Here is a 19,596-nt window from a genome sequence, read left to right on the forward strand (position 1 = left end):
CCGGAAGATGGGGTGAAGATAAAAAACAGGATGGCCCGGCTTGGCCATCCTGTGTCTTCCAATCTATGAAACGGGTTGTTTTTTACCTGTAAGACGATCTGCGATGGACGCAATCGCCCCGTCGCCTGTAACGTTACAAGCTGTACCGAAGCTGTCCTGTGCCAGGTAGAGGGCGATCATCAGGGATGTCATGGTCGGGCTGAAGCCGAGCATGGTCTCGAGCAGTCCGAGGGAAGCCATGACGGCTCCGCCGGGCACTCCGGGTGCAGCGATCATCGTAATCCCGAGCATGAGGATGAACGGGAAGATCTGTGTGAACTCCAGTGCTTGTCCCTGGATGAACATCACGGCCATGGAACAACTCACAAGGGTGATGGTGCTCCCTGAGAGATGGATCGTGGCAAGGAGAGGGATCGAGAAGTCCGCGATTCCTCCCCGCGTACCGTTCAGCTTCGTCCTCTCAAGCGTCACAGGGATGGTGGAGGCAGAAGACTGGGTGCCGAGGGCCGTGAAATAGGCGGGCATCATCGTCTTGATCATGGAAAACGGATTCTTTTTCCGGAGGGTTCCGGCTGCTGTGTACTGTACCAGAAGAAAGAATAAATGCAGGATGATGATCATGATGAAGACTTTGGCAAAAACAGAGATAATCGATGTCACCTGACCGCCCTGGGTCATATTGGCAAAGATCCCGAGGATATGGATCGGGAGGAGCGGGATGATGATTTTTTCGATGAGCTTCTCGATAATGTTCTTGAACTCTTCCAAGCCTTTTTGAAGCACATCCCCTTTGATGGCCGCCATTCCGACTCCAAGTGTGAAGGCGATAAGGAGAGCGGTCATCACGCCCATGACAGGCGGCATTTCCACGGTGAAGAATCCTTTGAGCAGCGCTTCTTCGGGGTTTTCAAACGATTTGGAGCTTTGATTGACAAGCAGGGATGGGTACAGGGATTTCGCCGCAATGAACGCCACCAGGCCAGCCAGGATGGTAGAACCGTATGCGAGGGCCGTTGTCAGGCCAAGGAGTTTGCCCGCCCCTTTCCCCATGGAACCGATTCCCGGTGCGATGAATCCGATGATGATGAGCGGGATGGCAAATCCAAGAAAGTTCCCGAATAGTTCATTGAATGTAACGAAAATCTTGATGAACCAATGAGGGGCGAACATCCCGACAATGATTCCTAGTACGATCCCCAGAATGATACGTGGTAACAATCCAAGTCTTTTCATCTTCCTGTCCTCCTTGAGTGTACAAATGTTTATGTTAGATGGATTATACAATGACGGGATCGATTGTTTAATAGGTTTTATAATAGGCGGAATGTTAAGTGTATTCTGATAACGTCGCGAATGTTTAGTCGCAGGACTAGTTTGACATGGCATACATATAACAAAGGAGCGCAGGCGGAAGATAAATTGCATTTTCCATATGAATCATTCTTTCTCTTTCCTTTGAACATGATAAAATAGAAATATCTATTGTTATATTGGAGGTCACTCAAAAAATGAAAACCAAGCTTTGTTTATTATACGGCGGAAAATCCGCGGAACATCAGGTCTCACTGCAAACGGCCAAGGCAGTCATCGGTGCCCTGGATTTAAATAAATTCGATATTCACCCGATCTTCATCTCGACAGACGGCGCGTGGATCAAAGGATCACAGCTTGAAGGACCGGTCGATGATGTGAAAGAACTTCAATTCTCCGAAGGGGAAGCCATTGCCCCGAACGCCCTCACGACGTCGGTCGAAGGATCGGACGGATACGATATGATCTTCCCTCTCCTTCACGGACCGAACGGTGAAGACGGGACCGTACAAGGGATGCTTGAATTATTGAATCTTCCGTATGTAGGGAACGGCGTGCTTGCGTCTTCCGCAGGTATGGATAAAGTCATCATGAAGAATCTGTTTGCCCAGGCCGGTATCCCGCAGGTAGGCTACACCTGGTTCATCAGAAGCTCATGGGAAAGCGACCGCGAGGCAGCCTACAAACAAGTGGAGGAAGAAATCGGCTATCCATGCTTCGTAAAACCGGCCAACCTCGGTTCTTCCGTAGGGATCAGCAAATGTACGTCACGTGATGAACTTGAAGCGGCTTTCGAAGAAGCCTTCCAATTTGATCGTAAAATCATCATTGAAGAAGGAGTCGTTGCCAGAGAGATTGAACTAGGCGTACTGGGGAACGATCATCCTGAGTGCTCGGTAGCGGGAGAGATCGTCCCTAAGAAGGATTTCTACGACTACAAAGCGAAATATGAGGATGGCGATACCGCACTCATCATCCCTGCAGAGGTCGACGAGGAGCTTTATGCACGACTCAAGGACATTGCGATCCGGTCATTCAAGGCGCTTGATTGTTCAGGGCTTGTCCGTGCCGACTTCTTCGTGACGAAGGACGGAAGGATCTTCATGAACGAAGTGAACACCATGCCTGGATTCACCCCGTTCAGTATGTTCCCGCTTCTTTGGAAACATACGGGCATCGACTACCCGTCACTCATCGCGAAGCTGGTTGAACTCGGGGCGGAGCGACACAAAGAAAAGCAATCAATCAAGTATACGATGTAGTCACCATGGGACCGGCAGCGGACGAAATGAAAGTTCGGGCGGTCCCATCTCTGTTGCACATGGATGAACGAGTAAAGGAGTATAGGATCATGTTCGAAAAAACGATTAACGATATACGCACGATGCTCGATGTGAAGAATGATCTATCTTCATTCAGCGACATCGTGGTAAAAGGTGTATCCATCAACACACGTACGATGGAAAAAGGGAATCTATTCATCCCGTTCAAAGGGGAGAACGTGGACGGTCACCGATTCGTCCGTTCTGCCATAGAAGAAGGTGCGTCGGCTGCACTATGGGATGTAAGCGTCCCGAATCCGCCGGAAGATCTTCCGGTTCTAGTGGTGGACGATCCTCTTGAGGCGCTTCAGTCCCTTGCCAATCAATACCGTCACGAACTGGATCTTAAAGTCGTGGGGATCACAGGAAGCAACGGGAAGACAACCACGAAGGATATCGTCGCGAATATCCTGGCGCAGAAGTACAAGGTCCATAAAACCCAGGGGAACTATAATAATCACATCGGTTTGCCGCTTACCCTCCTGGCTCTGCCTCAGGATGCGGAAGTTGCCGTGCTGGAAATGGGGATGAGCGGATTCGGAGAAATTGAACTCCTATCCGATATCGCACAGCCGGATGCAGCGGTCATCACCAACATCGGTGAGTCCCACCTGCAGGATCTCGGTTCCCGGGAAGGCATCGCCAAAGCGAAGCTTGAGATCATCCACGGTCTGAAGGAAGACGGCCTGTTCATTTATTACGGGAATGAGCCCCTCCTGAACGAACAAGTGAAAGAACTCGGATTGAAAAGAGTGGAAACGTTCGGGAAGACGGCTGATAACACCATTTCCCCGACGAAAACGGAGATGAACAATACGGGCAGTTATTTCGAAACTTCCATGGCGGAAGGGGAAACCTTCCACTTGCCGGTGCTCGGGCAGCATAACATCCATAATGCGCTCGCAGGCATCCTGATCGGGAAGGAATTCGGTCTAACAATAGAGGAGATGAAACAAGGCTTAAAGTCCCTTGAGCTGACGAAGATGAGAATGGAAATGATTGAAGGTAAAAAAGGAGAGCGCATCATCAATGATGCGTACAATGCCAGTCCCACTTCTGTAAAAGCGGCAATCCAGCTGATTTCCGAGCTGGAAGGTTTTGATACTAAGATCCTGGTACTCGGGGACATGCTCGAGCTTGGGGAGCATGAAAAGGAATACCATGAGGAAATCGGTCAGTTGATCGACCCTGAACGCATCCGTCACGTGTTTACTTTTGGTCAATTGGGTGAATATATGGCTAAAGGGGCAAAAGTGAATTTCCCCGAAGAGCGCGTACACGCATTCCTTGATAAAGAGGCCCTGCTGGAAGAATTGAATGCACTCATCACCGGCAAGGAACTGATTCTCTTCAAAGCATCGAGGGGAATGAAGCTTGAAGAGATCATTGACGGGCTGAAGTAAGCAAGGAGCTTGTCCGTGCGCCACACTAATGGGAAAAGGTGAGAGCATGATCGGATGTTTAGTGCTCCACGGGTTCACAGGGGGACCATACGAAGTGGAACCCCTTGCTGAATACCTGAGGAAGCAGACGGATTGGAAGATTGTCGTCCCGACCCTGCCTGGTCACGGAGAAACACTATCCCTAAGGGGAATCAAGCATGTGCAATGGATCGAACATGCGGAAGATTGTCTCAAATCACTGCTTGAGACATGCGACAAAGTCTATGTCGCTGGCTTTTCCATGGGTGGTCTCATTGCATCCTATCTTGCAGTCCATTATAATGTTAGTAAGCTTGTGCTGTTGAGCGCTGCCGCCAGATATATCCATATCAAGCAGCTCTTCAGAGACATCGGGGGTTTGATCAGAGAGGGATGGCAAGGAAATCTCCTCGAGAACGAACTGTATAATCGATATAAGGTAAAAATGACCAATACCCCGCTTCTATCCACCTATGAATTCAGGAAGGTCGTCACCATTGCCCGACCGCTGCTGAAAAAAGTCACCATCCCCACATTCATTGCCCAGGGGGAAGTGGATGGAATCGTCCCTCCCGCCAGTGCAGCTTACATCTATGAAACCATTTCGTCCCGACAAAAAAATATTTATTATGCCTCAAGATCCAAACATCTCATCTGTCATAGCGAAGATAAGGCTGAACTTTTTGATCATATTTACCATTTTCTCGAAGATGAATAGAGTGACTATTTGACATGTCATTGAAATTCATTTCTAGAAGTGGTAACATTACTACAACATAGTTCTATTTGTTGGACGTGCCAGCTCTTCGATTTTGAAGAGTGTATTTTTTTGTACACAACATAAACTAAACATCTCATATAGACGGTTTTAGATTAGATACCGAAGTCGGCATGTAAGATTTGGATCCGATTTAAACATATAATCAGCTCCATCGATTAGTTATAAAAGATGTATACCAAAAGGAGAATGAATAGCATTGACAAAGTTTGCAGATTTAAACTTAAGCGCAGCTACGTTGAAATCCATTAAACGTATGGGCTTTGAAGAAGCAACTCCCATCCAGGCCAGCACGATCCCGGTAAGTCTTGAAGGAAAAGACATCATCGGTCAAGCACAAACAGGTACAGGTAAGACGACGGCATTCGGTATTCCGATGATCGAGAAGATCGATGTAAAGAACCCGGCAGTCCAAGGTCTTATCATCGCCCCGACACGTGAACTTGCGATCCAGGTTTCAGAAGAACTATACCGCATCAGTGCAGATAAGCGCGCACGCGTCCTTTCTGTATACGGCGGTCAGGATATCCAGCGCCAGATCCGTGCGATGAAAAAGAACCCGCACATCATCGTTGGAACGCCAGGACGTCTTCTTGACCACATCAAGCGTAAAACATTGAACCTTACAAATGTTCATACCCTTGTATTGGATGAAGCGGACGAAATGCTCAACATGGGCTTCATCGATGACATCGAGAGCATCCTTGAAACCGTTCCTCCGACTCGTCAAACCCTTCTATTCTCAGCAACCATGCCGGATCCGATCCGTCGCATCGCTGAGCGTTTCATGACTGAACCTGAAGTCATCAAAGTGAAATCGAAAGAAGTGACTGTATCCAACATCGAGCAGTTCTTCACAAAAGTGACCGAGAAAGAGAAATTCGACGTTCTTTCACGCTTGATCGACGTTCAGTCTCCTGAACTTGCCATCGTATTCGGACGTACGAAACGCCGTGTAGATGAGCTTTCCCGTGCATTGAGCATTCGTGGTTACCTTGCAGAAGGAATCCATGGTGACCTTTCACAGGCTCGCCGTATGACGGTCCTTAAAAAGTTCAAAGAAGGACGCATCGACGTTCTTGTTGCTACTGACGTAGCGGCTCGTGGACTTGATATCTCTGGTGTAACGCATGTATACAACTTCGATATCCCACAAGATCCTGAAAGCTACGTTCACCGTATCGGACGTACGGGCCGTGCAGGTAAGAAAGGGATGTCCATCACATTCGTCACTCCACGTGAAATGGGCTACCTTAAAGTAGTAGAACAAACAACCAAGAAGAAAATGACGGCTCTTAAGCCACCTAGTCATAACGAAGCTCTTGAAGGTCAGCAGCGCCTGGCTCTTGAAAAGCTTACAGAAGCAACGAAAGAATCTGATCTTAAAGATTACTATGCGTTGGCTGAAGAATTCCTTGCGAATCATGAATCCATCGAAGCGGTGGCAGCGGCCATCCGCGTTCTGACAAAAGAACCGGATACCACTCCAGTCGAAATCACCGAAGAACGCCCACTTCCATCAAGAGGCGGCGGTCGCGGTAATTCCCGAGGCGGCGGATACAAAGGTGGTTCACGCTCTGGTAAAGGCGGAAGCGGCGGAAGCCGTTCAGGCGGTTACAACCGTGGCGGCGGTTCATCCCGCGGCGGAGATCGCAACCGTTCAGGCGGAAGCAGACCACAATCTTCTTCTAAGCGTAAATCATATAATTCTTAATGAATGGAGAACACGACGGCAGAGATGCCGTCGTGTTTTTTTTGTTGAGTAGATTCCGGGGAGCGGGAAGTTGAAAGTAAAGTGTTCAAAGTTGAAGGTGAATCGTGAAAGTTGAAAGTAATCGGTCCGAGTTGAAAGTGAGATTTGGAAAGTTGAAAGTAAAACGTTCAGAGTTGAAAGTAAATCGCGAAAAGTTGAAAGTAAAATGTTCAAAGTTGAAAATTAATCGCGAAAAGTAGAAAGTGAAAGATTCAAATTTGAAACTAAATCCCAAAAGTCGAACGTAAACACTTAGAACTCATAAACCATCCACCATCGAAAAACGACTGATCCTGCAATAAACCAATGCAATCCCGTCCATACTACACCTAACATCACCCAGGCCCTGTGCCTGCCAAAGGAGTATCCCTACATGACCATCATCCGATTCGGCTACGTAGCCATGAGCATGAATCTGCAGCACGCTTCCCCTTCTCAGACCATGACCCACAAACAGTTTTCCGGCTTAAAGGATGAAGAGGCGGCGATCAGGAAGCTGGAGCGGATTGCTGTGTCCAATATCGAGAATTGCCTGCGGCTCCTGAAGCATAATGCCCTTCATGACATTCATTTTTTCCGTTTCAGTTCGAAGCTCATTCCTCTTGCCAATCACCCCGATCTTGCGGGATGGGACTTTTTGACGCCGCTCCTGCCTGCTCTGGACGGGATCCGATCTTATCTGCAGGAGCATCCCATGAGGGTCGATTTCCATCCTGATCATTTTGTCCTCCTGAATTCAACCGATCCGCAGGTGATGAAGAATTCATTGAAGACCCTGCGTCTTCATGAGGGGCTTCTGAACGGGATGGGCATCGATCCCTTGCACCGCTGCGTCCTCCATGTCGGCGGTGCTCATGGCGATAAGGAGAAAGCGATGGAGCAGTTCATCCACAACTGGGGACTGACACCGGAGAGCATCCAAAGGATGATCATGCTGGAGAATGACGATACCGTATTCTCGGCATTCGATGTCCTTTACCTTTGTGAAAAACTCGGGATCCCCCTTGTATTCGACCTTCACCACCATATGGCGAATGGGGAACGCGACTGGACGCTTGATTGGGATCGTGTCGTCGCTACGTGGAAGAGATCTCCGCTTCCCCTGAAGATGCACATCTCCAGTCCGCGGTCCGTTGATGATTTCAAAGCTCACGCAGATTACATCGATCCTCATGATTTCCTCGGATTTCTTCACCAAGTGAAGGGAAGTGTAGATCGCATAGATTGCATGATCGAGGCGAAGCAGAAAGATAATGCCCTGTTCCAGCTGATGGACGCCCTGGTGCAAGAAGAAGGGATCCGCCGAGTGGACGGGTCTACGATCGAAATCGTTTAAATGAAACCATCCCCTACTCAAATGCGTATCTATACTGTAAGATTTAGACATAGAAGGAAATGGGGGATGGATATGAAGGAAGGACCACGCAACAGGGTTTCACCGAAGGCTCTCAATGTATGGCGGATCTATGGTGGGATCGAGACCTTGATCGCACTCGTCGTCGCAGGTGGGATCATTACATTAACCGTTCTATTCGACTGGCCGGCTTGGATTTCCATCGTGGCGGGAATCGCTGGCGTCATTCTTGCATACATACAGATCAAAGTTGTTCCTGATGTCAGGTGGAAGCGCTGGCGCTATGAAGTAAGGGAGCAGGAAATCGAGCTTCAACGAGGCATTTTTATTGTCAAAAGGACGCTTGTCCCGATGGTACGGGTCCAGCATGTGGATACGGTGCAGGGGCCGATCTTGAAGAAATACGGCCTATCGACAATCACGATCTCCACAGCTGCAACGGTTCATGAGATCCCTGCCCTCGACACAGAGGAAGCGGACGGACTGAGGGATTCCATATCCCAACTGGCAAGGGTGGCGGAAGATGATGTCTGAGTATAAGCGGCTGCACCCCATCTCGGCCATCGTCAACTTCATGAAACAAGTGAAGGAAATGATCATCCCGATCGTCGTCCTCTTGTTCGTGAACGGTTCGGGAAGCGGCGGGGGTTTCTGGAGATACATGCCCGTCATTTCCATGGTAACGGTCCTCGTCCTTGTCCTTGGTGCCGGGATCATCAAGTGGATGCGGTTCACCTATCGCCTGGAAGACGGGGAACTGCGGATCGAACACGGTTTATTTGTGAAAAAGAAGCGGTATATCCCCTATGACCGGATCCAGAGCCTGAACTTCTCGGAAGGGATCCTTCACCGCCCGTTCGGACTAGTGAAGGTAAAGGTGGAGACCGCCGGTTCTTCATCTGATAAAAAATCGGAGGCGGAACTGACGGCGATCCTCAAGGAAGAAGCTATTCAGATCGAGAAGACGATCTTTAAAGAAAAAGAACGCCTATCCGAATCCCCGGAAGCCGTCGTCGAAGAGAAGCCTGACCGTCAGGAGGAAATCTTCAAGATGTCCGGGAAGGATCTGCTGATGCTCGGTTTGACGTCTGGCGGAGTCTGGGTCATCTTGTCGGGTGTCGGAGCTTTCCTTTCACAGTTTGATGACTTCATTCCGTTTGAAGAGATTTACGAAGGAGCTTCAGGCTACATCAGGGGAGGGGTCCTCATCATCGGGATCCTGGCATTCGTCGGCCTGTTCATTGCCTGGCTGCTTTCACTCGTGTGGACCTTCGTTGTGTACGGGGACTTCCGGATCCGGATCACCGATGAAAACATCATCATCAATCGGGGGCTGTTGGAAAAGAAGCAAGTGACGGTACCGTTCAAGCGTGTGCAGGGAATCCGTATCATCGAGAACCCCGTGCGTCAGCTCCTTGGTTACTGTTCCGTCCAGATTGAAAATGCCGGGGGCTCCGCCCTTGAAAAGGACAGCTCGAGTATCAAGCTGTTTCCTATCGTAAGGAAAAGGGAAGTGGAGAACCTTCTTGCCGAGATTTTCCCGGATTACTCCGTAGAGACCGAATTCAATCGGCTTCCTGTCCGTTCAATCAGGAAATATATGATCCGTGCGGCCGCGGTCGGTGTCATCCCGACGGTCGTGGTATCGATCTTCCTCTGGCCCTATGGGATGTGGGGGCTGATCCTTGTGGCGCTCCTTGCGTTCCTTGGATACCGGCAGCACCGGTCCGGCGGATGGAAGCTCAGCGAAGGCCAGTTGTCCTTGCAATATCGGACCTTTTCAAAAAGCACGGTCTTTTTGAAAAAGAACCGTATCCAGTCGCTTGACCGGCAGGAAACGTGGTTTCAATCACGCATGGACTTAAGTACATTGCGGACGACCGTGAAGTCGGGTGATGCCGGGTACAAGAGCACGCTGAGAGATCTTGAGGAAAAGGATATGAAGCAGATCGAAATGTGGTATTCCTATGAAGAATAAAAAAAGTGACCTGCTGAGGTCACTTTTCTACTTTCTCCCGGCAATGAAGCCGATGAGGAACCCGGCGATGAGGCCGAATAGGTGAGCGGTGATGTTGATCCCGGACTGGGTGAAGGTCATGATCAACCCGATGATGACGATCGGCAGGATCACCTGTTTGCTCTCGCGGGTGATGAAGGGGTTCTTCGTCGCGATCATGGCCAGATAATAGCCGAATAATCCAAATATCGCCCCGGAAGCACCCACATGGCTGTATGTGAGGGGCTGACTGACGTAGGTGATGATGTTGGCAAAGATGCCGCTCACAAGATACAGGGCCATGAATTTCCATTTTCCAAGATGCTCTTCAAGTGCCGGACCGAAGAGGACGAGTGAAAATGAATTGAACAAGACGTGGGAGAATCCCATATGGACGAATATCGGCGTGATCAGGCGCCACCATTCGCCGTCCCGTATGAGCAAGTTGATGCCTGCGAGTTGTTCGTACACCCACATTTGAGGGAAAATGGGGAGGGAACTGATCAAATACAGGATCAGGTGGATGGATACAATAACAGAAATGACCGGATATTTCTTCAGGAACTGAGAGAAGCTTTCCGTCCTAACAAACATGGATCGTCCTCCTCCAAAAGGATGGTAGTACTGATATTGTCGCTTATGTGAGCCTGCTAGACAAGGTGTTTCCTTATACGGATATGCCGGACAGGACTTGAGTAGAAGGAGAATGATAATGATCAAAGGAATCGGATTGGATATTGTCGAGCTGAAACGTATCAAGGACATGATAGACCGTCAGCCCAGATTCCCCGGGCGCATTTTAACAGAAAGGGAAAGGGATTCATTCGATTCCCTCTCAGATAGAAGGAAGGTGGAATTCCTTTCCGGGCGCTTTGCGGCAAAGGAGGCATTTGCCAAGGCCGTGGGCACGGGTATCGGAAAGGAACTGTCTTTCCAGGATATCGAGATCGAGAAGGATGAAAGGGGGAAACCCCATATCGTAAAGCCTGCTGGACTGAGGGTCCACCTCTCCATCACCCACAGCCGGGACTTTGCGGCGGCACAGGTCGTATTGGAAGATTGATGCTTGTCAGTTCTTTTGCATATTCCCCATGGTTGTCTCATATATTCAGTAGTGCAATAGGAGAGACAAGACCGGTGAGGTGAAAATCGCGGTTCATCCGTAGAACGCGAGGGGGATTCTGCATGAGTCGTCCATTTCCACCCTCCGGTCCACCCCTCTCTGATACGTATATCCTGAGACAAAAGGGGCTGTAGAAATGAACAAGAAACTGGTGGTGCTCGTGCTGGCCGTACTGACCGTATTGATGCTGGCCGCATGTGGGGAAAAGTCCAAAGAGGATGTAACCAAGGATCTCAAGTCGAAAGTGGAAGACCTGAAAGGCTATAAGGCAGATGCCAAGATGACCCTTCAAGTCGGGGAAGATCCACAGACGTATGAAGTGGAAGTTTGGCATAATGATCCGAACTATTACAGGGTATCCCTGAAGAATGAGGCCAAAGACCAAAGCCAGATGATCCTGCGGAATGAAGAGGGTGTCTTCGTCCTGACGCCTGCATTGAACAAGAGCTTCCGCTTCCAGAGCGACTGGCCGTCCAACAGCAGTCAGGCCTATCTATATGAATCACTTGTGAAGGACGTCCTGGAAGACAAAAATGCTACATTCAAAGAGACGAAAAATCATTACGTCTTCAATACAAAGACACGCTATCAGAACAATCAAATGCTTCCTACACAGGAAATCACCTTCAATAAAAAAGATCTTACCCCGGTATCGGTGAACGTCATGGATTCCGATAAGAACTCCTTGGTGAAGGTCGAGTTCTCCAAGATGGATGTGAAGGCTGCGTTTGACAAAAAAGACTTCGACATGAAAAAGAACATGACGGGGCACAGCTTGAGATTCCGGTGAGCGGGAATGTGGAAGAGAAAGAATTCTCCGTCCTCTACCCTATAGATGGAATCAGTGGTGCAGAGCTTGTGGATGAGGAAGAAGTCGCAACGAAAGACGGCAAGCGGGTCGTCCTGACATACGATGGCGAAAAATCCTTTACCATCATCCAGGAACAAACCACGTCGGTTCCGACCATGACGGTTTCGACATCCCTTCAGGGAGAAGTAGTGGACCTCGGCTTCACGGTAGGGGCCATGACGGATCAGTCCATCACCTGGACCCATGACGGAGTGGATTATATGCTTGCATCGAAGAGCCTCTCGCAGGATGAGATGGTGACCATCGCCCGGTCCGTGCAAGGTTCAATGGTGAAATAAAGAACACTGAGGCAGCCTGAGGGCTGTCTTTCTTCATGTGCGGACTGCCTGAAAGAAAAGAATGAATCTCGATGGAAGGAATGGTATTCTTGTAAGGAATGAAATCGTTTAGGAAGTGAATGGACATTGGATACACTTTTCTTCAGAGATACATGGGCCGAAATCAACCTGGACCATGTAAGTGAAAACGTCATGAACTTTAAAAAACATATACCGGACAACGTGAAAATGCTTGCCGTCGTGAAGGCGAACGCTTACGGGCACGGGTACGAACAGATTGCAAGGGCCGCACTCGAGGCGGGGGCGGACGGACTTGCCGTCGCTTTCCTTGACGAAGCGCTACTCCTTCGAAAAGCGGGCATCAATACCCCGATACTCGTCCTTGGTGCTTCAAGACCGGAGGATGCCGGAACGGCAGCTGAACAGGGGGTCTCCCTCACTGTCTATACGAAGGAATGGCTTGAAGAGGCAACCCGTCACGTGGGGCAACGCCTGAACCTCCATGTGAAATGCGATACGGGCATGGGGAGGATCGGCGTGAGGAACGCACAAGAGCTGCTCGAAATCACAGATGCCATCAACGCCCATGAACATTTTCATTTCGAAGGGGTGTTCACCCACTTCGCGACGGCCGATGAGCTGGATGATACGTATGCCGACACCCAGCTTGAAACCTTCAATTCGATGATCAGTCAGCTTCCACAGCTGCCCGAGTACGTACACTCTTCCAACAGTGCAGCTACACTCCGGCGGAAGGACGCCCTTTTCAACACCGTCAGGATCGGGATCAGCCTCTACGGCCTGACACCTTCACGGGAGATGCAGCCTCATCTTCCTTTTGAGCTGAAGGAAGTCCTGTCCCTCCGGACGAAACTCATCCATGTGAAAGAAATGGATGAAGGGAAAAAGTCAGCTACGGCGCCACCTATGAAACAGGGAACAGGGAGTGGATCGGCACCATTCCCATCGGATACGCCGACGGATGGATCAGGAAGTTCAGGGGCAGAGGTCCTGATAAGCGGACGTCGCGCGCCCATCGTGGGCAGGATTTGCATGGACCAGTGCATGGTCAGGCTCCCGGTCCGGTGGAGACGGGGAACCCGTCACGCTCATCGGCCGCCAAGGGATGAGCATATTCCCGCAGATGAATCGCAGATAAGCTGGACACCATTAACTACGAGGTGACCTGCATGATCGCCGCTCGTGTCCCGAGGGTCTACACGAGAGCGGCGCCGTTGTCGAAGTATCCAATCACCTTCTGTAAGCAGGACGGAAAAGACCGCCTATTTCAAGAAATCGCATGAATAATCCATGTAACATATGGTGGATAATAGAAGAGATTAATAAATTGACTTTTCATTCCCATTGTTTGATGGTATGATTAACATGTTATAAAATGAAACGGTATGTAGTGATTGGTGGAGGTGTAGTTTGTGTCTGAATCCAGCGCAACAACGGAAATTTTGATTCGTCTTCCGCAACAGCTCGTCACAGAACTGGACGGCTTTGCAGATCAGGAAAATGTGAATCGCAATGAGTTTATTTATCGTGCTACTAAAATGTATTTAAGAGAGCGTAAGAAACGACATCTGCGTGAATCCATGAGACGAGGCTATATGGAAATGGCTAAGATCAATCTCGCCATCGCTTCGGAAGCAATCCAGGCAGAATATGAGCAGAACATACAGTCGAACGCTTAGTAAGCGGAGGTTAATCCTTTGATTGTAAAGCGTGGTGACGTATATTTTGCAGACCTTTCTCCTGTTGTTGGGTCGGAACAAGGAGGCGTCCGGCCGGTCCTTGTCATTCAAAACGATATAGGGAACAGGTTCAGTCCCACTGTTATTGTCGCTGCTATCACTGCTCAGATCCAAAAAGCGAAGTTGCCTACCCATGTCGAAATCGATTCCAAACGGTACGGCTTTGAACGTGATTCCGTAATCTTGCTCGAACAGATCAGGACCATCGATAAACAGCGTCTTACCGATAAGATCACACACCTGGACGACGAAATGATGGAGAAAGTCGATGACGCCCTCCAGATCAGTGTGGGTCTCATACAATTTTAATCAGAAACGCCATGCAAATAAATATTGGGAATACAACAGCAAGCACCTGCTGATCAGTCAAATGATCGGCAGGCTTTTTTTATGCTCCTGTGATCCTTTCGGCTGAACATCGGTAAGGGTGGCATAATCCGCACTGATTCATGAAAATCGTGTAATCATTTGTCGATGTGTGGTAAATGCACCCAATCGTATGACAAAGTTTTGTAAACCATTTATAATGGGAAAGTATATGGGGAGGAATTCCCGGTGGAGTTAGTACATGCTTGTTTATTTTTGTCTTTTTTTGATAGTATTAATTCAAATGCGATAGCCATGTAAACTTTATTAGAGTTCAATGACATTGGTCATGGAGAACGTCGTCATAAATTTCACATGATAGAATGGAGAGAACGGGATGTTTAGTGAAGTCACGGAATACATTGAAACGAATAAGGCCGAGTTGACAAGTGTCTGGATGGAAAAAATGAAGGAAGAAGCGGATGATAAATTCCTTCAAGTCATCTCGGATCAGGTGTTCACAAAGACAAGCCATGAATTTGTCGAAATGATTGCTTCACGCCTGCGGGATTCCAAAGAGTTCAACAATAGACTGGAAGAGTTTGCCGAGAAAGTGGTAAGACTCGGTTGGCCGTTGACGTTTGTGACTTCTGCCCTTAATGTGTTCGGCAAAGTGGTTTATCAAGGCATGGAGAGTGCCGGGTTTATTACGGAAGAAAATTATCAGCAGCAGATCGATAAATTCGATCGCTGGCTTTCCCCGATGACGAATAAAGTCATCCAGGCATACACGGAATCATGGAGAAGACGGTTTCCCTTCAAAAGATCGCCCTTCAAGAGCTGTCTGCCCGTTGATCCCGGTATTCGAAAAGATTTCTGTCATGCCGCTGGTAGGGACGATCGATACGGAGCGCGCGAGACAGATCATGGAGAACCTTTTGCATGGTGTCGTGAAGCATAGGGCAGAAGTCGTCTTGATCGACATAACCGGTGTACCCGTCGTCGATACGATGGTCGCCCATCATATCATACAGGCAGCTGACGCGGTCCGCCTCGTTGGTGCAAAGTGTATGCTTGTCGGGATCAGACCGGAAATTGCTCAAACGATTGTGAATCTAGGGATCGACCTTACCCAATTCATGACAAACAGCACACTGCGTAAAGGAATTGAAAAGGCTTTGGAAATGACCAGCCGAAAAATTGTTTCTGCGGAGGGATTGGAATGAGAATACCTATACTGAAGCTCGAAGACTGCTATTGATCTCGATCCAGTGGGAACTTGATGACCAAACGGCCTTCAATTTCAAGAGGATCTTCTACACAAGATCCACGAAACGAGTGCACGGGGCGTTGTCATCGATATCACGTCAATCGATTTCATCGATTCATTCATCGCCAAGGTTCTTGGTGATGTCATCAACATGTCCAGATTGATGGGGGCCAAAGTTGTCATAACTGGAATTCAGCCAGCGGTCGCCATAACACTGATCGAATTGGGGATCCGTCTGGACGATGTCCTCACAGCTTTAGACCTTGAAAAAGGCCTGGAGAAATTAAAATTGGAACTGGGGGACTAGGTATGGATAGCCAATCCTGCGTGAAGATCACGAATGAATGGGACATCGTTGCTGCCCGCCAGTTAGGGAGAAATGTAGCGAAAGAGCTCGGATTTGGCACCGTTGACCAAGCTCGTATTACTACGGCGATCAGTGAGTTGGCCCGTAATATATACTTATATGCAGGTACCGGACAGATCTGTATCGAGAAACTGCTTGATGCGGGAAAAAGGGTGTCAGGATCATTGCCCTTGATGAAGGACCGGGCATAACAGATATCAGAAAAGTAATGGAAGATGGATATTCTACATCAGGTGGATTAGGAGCCGGTTTGCCAGGGGTTAAACGGCTGATGGACGAATTCAATGTCGACTCGGTCCCGGGAGAGGGAACCGATATCAGGGCAACCAAGTGGCTCCGCTAGGGGAGTTAGATGAAGTTCAGAGAATTGATGGATACAAAATACAAAGAGATCCTCGAGCACTATTTGAACGAGCAGGATGAAAAGGCTCTTTACCTTGGCAAAAGTTCAGCCGGAAATCGATTGAACACAACGTGTCTCCGGAAGAAATCATTTCCCTTCATAAGAGTGTCATCCTAGAAATGGAACCGGACCTTCCTCATCACGTTTTGCACTCTTTCGATATATTACTTGAAGTGATGATCGGCTACGGGTTCGCCTACAGGGAACATCAGAGCCTGCGTACGAAGCAACAGGAATTGAATAATGAGATCGACGTAGCCGCCAATATGCAGCAGACCCTCCTCGGTACCCGCATACCTGAAGTGGACGGGCTCGAGGTCGGTGCGGTGAGCGTACCTGCCAAGAAGATGAACGGTGATTATTATCACTTCGTGGAAGATGAAAATGAAAATGTGAGCGTCGCGATCGCCGATGTCATCGGAAAGGGGGTCCCAGCGGCCCTGTGCATGTCCATGATCAAGTATGCCATGGACAGCCTTCCTGAATATCGACATAAGCCGAGCCTCGTCCTTGAGAGCCTCAATCGCGTCGTCGAACAGAATGTGGATGCAAGCATGTTCATCACGATGTTCTATGGTGTATATGACTCCAAAAGCCATGTCTTCTCCTATTCATCAGCCGGTCATGAACCCGGGTTCTATTACAACGCGATCAACGGCGAATTCGAGGATCTGGACGCCAAGGGCCTTCTCCTCGGGGTGGATAAGAAAGCGAAGTATCGCGAATACGAAAGAGGAGTCGAAGAGGGTGATATGATCATCCTTCTGTCTGACGGTGTGACAGAATGCCGCTCGGAGGAAGGGTTCATCGAGCGGGAAGACCTGGTGGAACTCATCAGGAAGTACAACCACCTGCCTCCTCAGGAAATCGTCAACAGCGTCTATAAGGAGCTTGAGAAGCTGCAGCACTTTGAACTTAGGGATGACTTCACACTGATCATCATTAAAAGAAATCAATAATGTGGTTTATCCTGTAAATAATAGGGGTAAACGATTAAGAGTATTTTAATACATGCCTAAAAGGTGGTCTTTTCATGAACTTATCAATAGATATGAAAGAAATGGATAACGATATAAACGTAAAAGTTTCAGGTGAAATTGATGCATATACAGCTCCAAAGTTAAAAGAAAGCCTTCAGCCAGCTGCTGAAAAAGAAAACAGCCAGCTAACCGTCGATCTTTCCGACGTTTCCTATATGGACAGTACCGGCCTTGGGGTATTCGTTGGCCTATTTAAAACCGTAAAGGCAGGCGGGGAGAACTGCACCTTGTCGGTCTATCGGATAGACTGCAACGCCTGTTCGATATCACTGGCCTGGGAGATATCATGAATATTGATTCCAAAGTAAAAGGTGGAGTGGAATGATGCAGGAATATGATTACATCGAGATGAAGATTCCCGCGAAGCCGGAATATGTGGGGGTCATCCGTCTTACCCTGTCCGGGATTGCCAGCAGGATGGGCTTTGATTACGATGCCCTTGAAGACTTGAAGATCGCCACCAGTGAGGCTATCACCAATGCGGTTCAGCATGCCTACAAGGATGACGATGGAGAAGTCGTTGTCGGATTTGGTCTATACGAGGACCGCCTTGAAGTCATGGTCGCCGATCACGGAGAAAGCTTTAACTTCACCGAGATCAAAAAGGAAGTCGGCCCTTAGCATGCGGATCACTCCGTGGAATTCCTCAGAGAAGGTGGGTTGGGACTTTATCTTATAGAGAGCCTTATGGATGAAGTAAAGGTGCATCATCAAGAGGGAGTGACGGTCTTTATGACGAAATTCCTATCAGGGGAGCAGGTGGAGAGGGATGAAAAAACTATCTCAACCTAACCACCAGGCCAATAAAGATAAAGTGATGCAGTGGATCAAAGATTATCAGGAAAACAAGGATGAAGACGCTCAAAGCCAATTGATCCTTCATTACCAGAATCTTGTCGAGTCCATTGCTCGGAAATATTCCAAAGGACGATCATTTCACGAAGATATCATACAGGTCGGTATGATCGGACTCTTGGGCGCCATCAGGCGTTATGATGAGTCTTTTGGTCGTTCATTCGAAGCGTTTGCCATCCCGACCATCATCGGGGAAATCAAACGATTCCTTCGTGATAAGACATGGAGCGTTCACGTTCCGAGACGGATCAAAGAGCTTGGACCCAAAATCAAAACAACAGTCGAAGAGCTGACCAATACGCTGGAACGCTCTCCTCAGGTTCACGAAATCGCCGATTACCTTGAAGTGACCGAAGAGGAAGTGTTGGAAGCGATGGAGATGGGTCGCAGCTATCAGGCCCTCTCTGTGGATCATTCCATCGAAGCGGACTCCGAAGGAAGCACGGTTACGATCCTCGACATCGTGGGGAACCCCGACGAAGGATATGAGAAAGTCAATCAGCGTCTTGTGCTTGAAAAGGTCCTCCACGTACTTTCCGAACGCGAAAAGGCCATTATCCAATTCACGTACCTGGATAATCTTAGTCAAAAAGAAGCGGGCGAGCAATTGGGGATCTCGCAAATGCACGTATCCCGACTTCAACGAAGGGCCATCAAAAAACTCCGCGACGCCATACAGGAAGAGATGCAAGACGGGGAGCATGACTATTGATGCCATACCTTCAACAAAATGATGTAGAAGTCTATGCGGGTCAGGTTTCTAAAAACGGCAATCGTTTTTGTGGAGATAGCTATTTTTACACCTCGACGGATGATTATTTCATCTGTGTTCTGGCTGATGGTTTGGGCAGCGGAGTCTATGCCTTTGAATCTTCACATGCCGTCGTGGAAATCGTGGAAGAGAACCACCACGAAGATGTGGACACCTTGATGGACATGTGCAATGAAGCGCTCCAAAAAAAACGGGGGGCAGCTGTTGCCATTGTAAAGGTGTACTACCACTCAAAAGAGTTTGTGTACAGCTGTGTGGGGAATATACGTTTTTATATGTATGCACCTGAAGGGAAGATGACCTATCCACTGCCGGTCACGGGATACCTTTCAGGGAGACCGCAGAAATACAAAACTCAACGCTTTTCCTACCATTCGAATTCAAGATTCCTCATCCATTCGGATGGACTGAATATCCCAGGAGTCAAAAGTTTAATGCAAAAGTATCCGACCCTCCATGGAACGCTGAACGAGATTGAAGCGAAGGTGGACCAGAAGGCGGATGATACAACCTATATTATTGGAAGCTTACTCTGATTGGGGTAAGCTTTTTCATTGCGAAGAATTCCCGCTGAGTATGTGATAAACTTAAAGTGAAATTGTGAATAACTGGAGGT

13 protein-coding genes and 9 pseudogenes are annotated in these 19,596 nt (G+C 48.6%); 20 read left to right on the forward strand and 2 right to left on the reverse strand.

What is annotated here, in order from left to right; all coding sequences use genetic code 11:
- Nucleotides 1-63: 63 nt before the first annotated feature.
- The gene (locus D5E69_RS01555) at nucleotides 64-1,233 is read right to left on the reverse strand and encodes a dicarboxylate/amino acid:cation symporter (RefSeq protein WP_048007240.1); all 1,170 of its coding nucleotides are present in this window, start codon (nucleotides 1,231-1,233) and stop codon (nucleotides 64-66) included.
- 275 nt (nucleotides 1,234-1,508) lie between these two features.
- On the opposite strand from D5E69_RS01555, the gene D5E69_RS01560 reads away from it, so the two are divergent.
- The 7 genes from D5E69_RS01560 to D5E69_RS01590 all read left to right on the forward strand — a co-directional run bounded on the left by D5E69_RS01560 (nucleotide 1,509) and on the right by D5E69_RS01590 (nucleotide 9,917).
- Nucleotides 1,509-2,573, forward strand: a complete 1,065-nt coding sequence (locus tag D5E69_RS01560) for a D-alanine--D-alanine ligase (RefSeq protein WP_048007239.1) — start codon at nucleotides 1,509-1,511, stop codon at nucleotides 2,571-2,573.
- 89 nt (nucleotides 2,574-2,662) lie between these two features.
- Nucleotides 2,663-4,036 carry a UDP-N-acetylmuramoyl-tripeptide--D-alanyl-D-alanine ligase gene (locus D5E69_RS01565; RefSeq protein ID WP_048015222.1) on the forward strand — a complete coding sequence of 458 codons (1,374 nt, stop codon included), beginning with the start codon at nucleotides 2,663-2,665 and terminating at the stop codon, nucleotides 4,034-4,036.
- 46 nt (nucleotides 4,037-4,082) lie between these two features.
- The gene (locus D5E69_RS01570; protein WP_048007335.1) at nucleotides 4,083-4,772 is read left to right on the forward strand and encodes an alpha/beta hydrolase; all 690 of its coding nucleotides are present in this window, start codon (nucleotides 4,083-4,085) and stop codon (nucleotides 4,770-4,772) included.
- A 259-nt stretch (nucleotides 4,773-5,031) separates the two neighbouring features.
- Nucleotides 5,032-6,546, forward strand: a complete 1,515-nt coding sequence (gene cshA, locus D5E69_RS01575) for a degradosome RNA helicase CshA (RefSeq protein ID WP_048007237.1) — start codon at nucleotides 5,032-5,034, stop codon at nucleotides 6,544-6,546.
- Nucleotides 6,547-6,958: 412 nt separating this feature from the next.
- The gene (gene uvsE, locus D5E69_RS01580) at nucleotides 6,959-7,921 is read left to right on the forward strand and encodes a UV DNA damage repair endonuclease UvsE (protein ID WP_159129122.1); all 963 of its coding nucleotides are present in this window, start codon (nucleotides 6,959-6,961) and stop codon (nucleotides 7,919-7,921) included.
- Between the two features lie 72 nt (nucleotides 7,922-7,993).
- On the forward strand, nucleotides 7,994-8,473 hold the full coding sequence (locus D5E69_RS01585) for a PH domain-containing protein (RefSeq protein ID WP_159129123.1): 480 nt from the start codon (nucleotides 7,994-7,996) through the stop codon (nucleotides 8,471-8,473).
- On the forward strand, nucleotides 8,463-9,917 hold the full coding sequence (locus tag D5E69_RS01590) for a PH domain-containing protein (RefSeq protein WP_159129124.1): 1,455 nt from the start codon (nucleotides 8,463-8,465) through the stop codon (nucleotides 9,915-9,917). Before D5E69_RS01585 ends, D5E69_RS01590 begins: the two co-directional genes overlap by 11 nt.
- Before the next feature lie 27 nt (nucleotides 9,918-9,944).
- On the opposite strand, the gene D5E69_RS01595 is transcribed toward D5E69_RS01590, so the two are convergent.
- Nucleotides 9,945-10,529, reverse strand: a complete 585-nt coding sequence (locus D5E69_RS01595; RefSeq protein ID WP_048007234.1) for a rhomboid family intramembrane serine protease — start codon at nucleotides 10,527-10,529, stop codon at nucleotides 9,945-9,947.
- Between the two features lie 118 nt (nucleotides 10,530-10,647).
- Here D5E69_RS01595 and acpS point away from each other — a divergent pair, with 118 nt between their 5' ends.
- The 13 genes and pseudogenes from acpS (at nucleotide 10,648) to D5E69_RS01660 (ending at nucleotide 19,516) form a co-directional block, all read left to right on the forward strand.
- Nucleotides 10,648-10,998, forward strand: a complete 351-nt coding sequence (gene acpS / locus D5E69_RS01600) for a holo-ACP synthase (protein WP_048007233.1) — start codon at nucleotides 10,648-10,650, stop codon at nucleotides 10,996-10,998.
- A gap of 196 nt (nucleotides 10,999-11,194) precedes the next feature.
- Nucleotides 11,195-12,207, forward strand: a pseudogene (locus D5E69_RS01605) (LolA family protein).
- A 192-nt stretch (nucleotides 12,208-12,399) separates the two neighbouring features.
- Nucleotides 12,400-13,471, forward strand: a pseudogene (gene alr / locus D5E69_RS24005) (alanine racemase).
- Between the two features lie 169 nt (nucleotides 13,472-13,640).
- A pseudogene (locus D5E69_RS01615) lies at nucleotides 13,641-13,921 on the forward strand (CopG family ribbon-helix-helix protein).
- A gap of 4 nt (nucleotides 13,922-13,925) precedes the next feature.
- Nucleotides 13,926-14,276, forward strand: a complete 351-nt coding sequence (locus tag D5E69_RS01620) for a type II toxin-antitoxin system PemK/MazF family toxin (protein ID WP_048007230.1) — start codon at nucleotides 13,926-13,928, stop codon at nucleotides 14,274-14,276.
- Between the two features lie 394 nt (nucleotides 14,277-14,670).
- A pseudogene (locus D5E69_RS01625) lies at nucleotides 14,671-15,499 on the forward strand (RsbT co-antagonist protein RsbRA).
- Nucleotides 15,496-15,850: pseudogene (locus tag D5E69_RS01630) on the forward strand (STAS domain-containing protein). Before D5E69_RS01625 ends, D5E69_RS01630 begins: the two co-directional pseudogenes overlap by 4 nt.
- Before the next feature lie 2 nt (nucleotides 15,851-15,852).
- Nucleotides 15,853-16,253: pseudogene (locus D5E69_RS01635) on the forward strand (anti-sigma regulatory factor).
- A 9-nt stretch (nucleotides 16,254-16,262) separates the two neighbouring features.
- Nucleotides 16,263-17,272: pseudogene (locus D5E69_RS01640) on the forward strand (SpoIIE family protein phosphatase).
- A 74-nt stretch (nucleotides 17,273-17,346) separates the two neighbouring features.
- Nucleotides 17,347-17,678, forward strand: a pseudogene (locus D5E69_RS01645) (anti-sigma factor antagonist).
- Nucleotides 17,675-18,145: pseudogene (gene rsbW / locus D5E69_RS01650) on the forward strand (anti-sigma B factor RsbW). The pseudogenes D5E69_RS01645 and rsbW overlap by 4 nt, the downstream one beginning before the upstream one ends.
- Nucleotides 18,123-18,920, forward strand: coding sequence for an RNA polymerase sigma factor SigB (sigB, locus tag D5E69_RS01655; RefSeq protein ID WP_048007223.1), 798 nt, complete (start codon nucleotides 18,123-18,125; stop codon nucleotides 18,918-18,920). The pseudogene rsbW and the gene sigB overlap by 23 nt, the downstream one beginning before the upstream one ends.
- Entirely contained in the window at nucleotides 18,920-19,516 is a 597-nt protein-coding gene (locus tag D5E69_RS01660; RefSeq protein WP_048007222.1) for a PP2C family serine/threonine-protein phosphatase, read from the forward strand. Before sigB ends, D5E69_RS01660 begins: the two co-directional genes overlap by 1 nt.
- The last annotated feature ends 80 nt before the right edge of the window (nucleotides 19,517-19,596 follow it).

The sequence above is a fragment of the Rossellomorea marisflavi genome (assembly GCF_009806575.1).
GTDB lineage: Bacteria > Bacillota > Bacilli > Bacillales > Bacillaceae_B > Rossellomorea > Rossellomorea marisflavi_A.

What these genes read in the sequence shown, in the direction of transcription:
- D5E69_RS01585 (WP_159129123.1), top strand. Translation starts at nt 7,994, where the DNA reads ATGAAGGAAGGACCACGCAACAGGGTTTCACCGAAGGCTCTCAATGTA.
- D5E69_RS01595 (WP_048007234.1), bottom strand. Translation starts at nt 10,529, where the DNA reads ATGTTTGTTAGGACGGAAAGCTTCTCTCAGTTCCTGAAGAAATATCCG.
- D5E69_RS01660 (WP_048007222.1), top strand. Translation starts at nt 18,920, where the DNA reads ATGCCATACCTTCAACAAAATGATGTAGAAGTCTATGCGGGTCAGGTT.
- D5E69_RS01590 (WP_159129124.1), top strand. Translation starts at nt 8,463, where the DNA reads ATGATGTCTGAGTATAAGCGGCTGCACCCCATCTCGGCCATCGTCAAC.
- sigB (WP_048007223.1), top strand. Translation starts at nt 18,123, where the DNA reads ATGAAAAAACTATCTCAACCTAACCACCAGGCCAATAAAGATAAAGTG.
- D5E69_RS01570 (WP_048007335.1), top strand. Translation starts at nt 4,083, where the DNA reads ATGATCGGATGTTTAGTGCTCCACGGGTTCACAGGGGGACCATACGAA.
- D5E69_RS01560 (WP_048007239.1), top strand. Translation starts at nt 1,509, where the DNA reads ATGAAAACCAAGCTTTGTTTATTATACGGCGGAAAATCCGCGGAACAT.
- acpS (WP_048007233.1), top strand. Translation starts at nt 10,648, where the DNA reads ATGATCAAAGGAATCGGATTGGATATTGTCGAGCTGAAACGTATCAAG.
- D5E69_RS01565 (WP_048015222.1), top strand. Translation starts at nt 2,663, where the DNA reads ATGTTCGAAAAAACGATTAACGATATACGCACGATGCTCGATGTGAAG.
- D5E69_RS01555 (WP_048007240.1), bottom strand. Translation starts at nt 1,233, where the DNA reads ATGAAAAGACTTGGATTGTTACCACGTATCATTCTGGGGATCGTACTA.
- uvsE (WP_159129122.1), top strand. Translation starts at nt 6,959, where the DNA reads ATGACCATCATCCGATTCGGCTACGTAGCCATGAGCATGAATCTGCAG.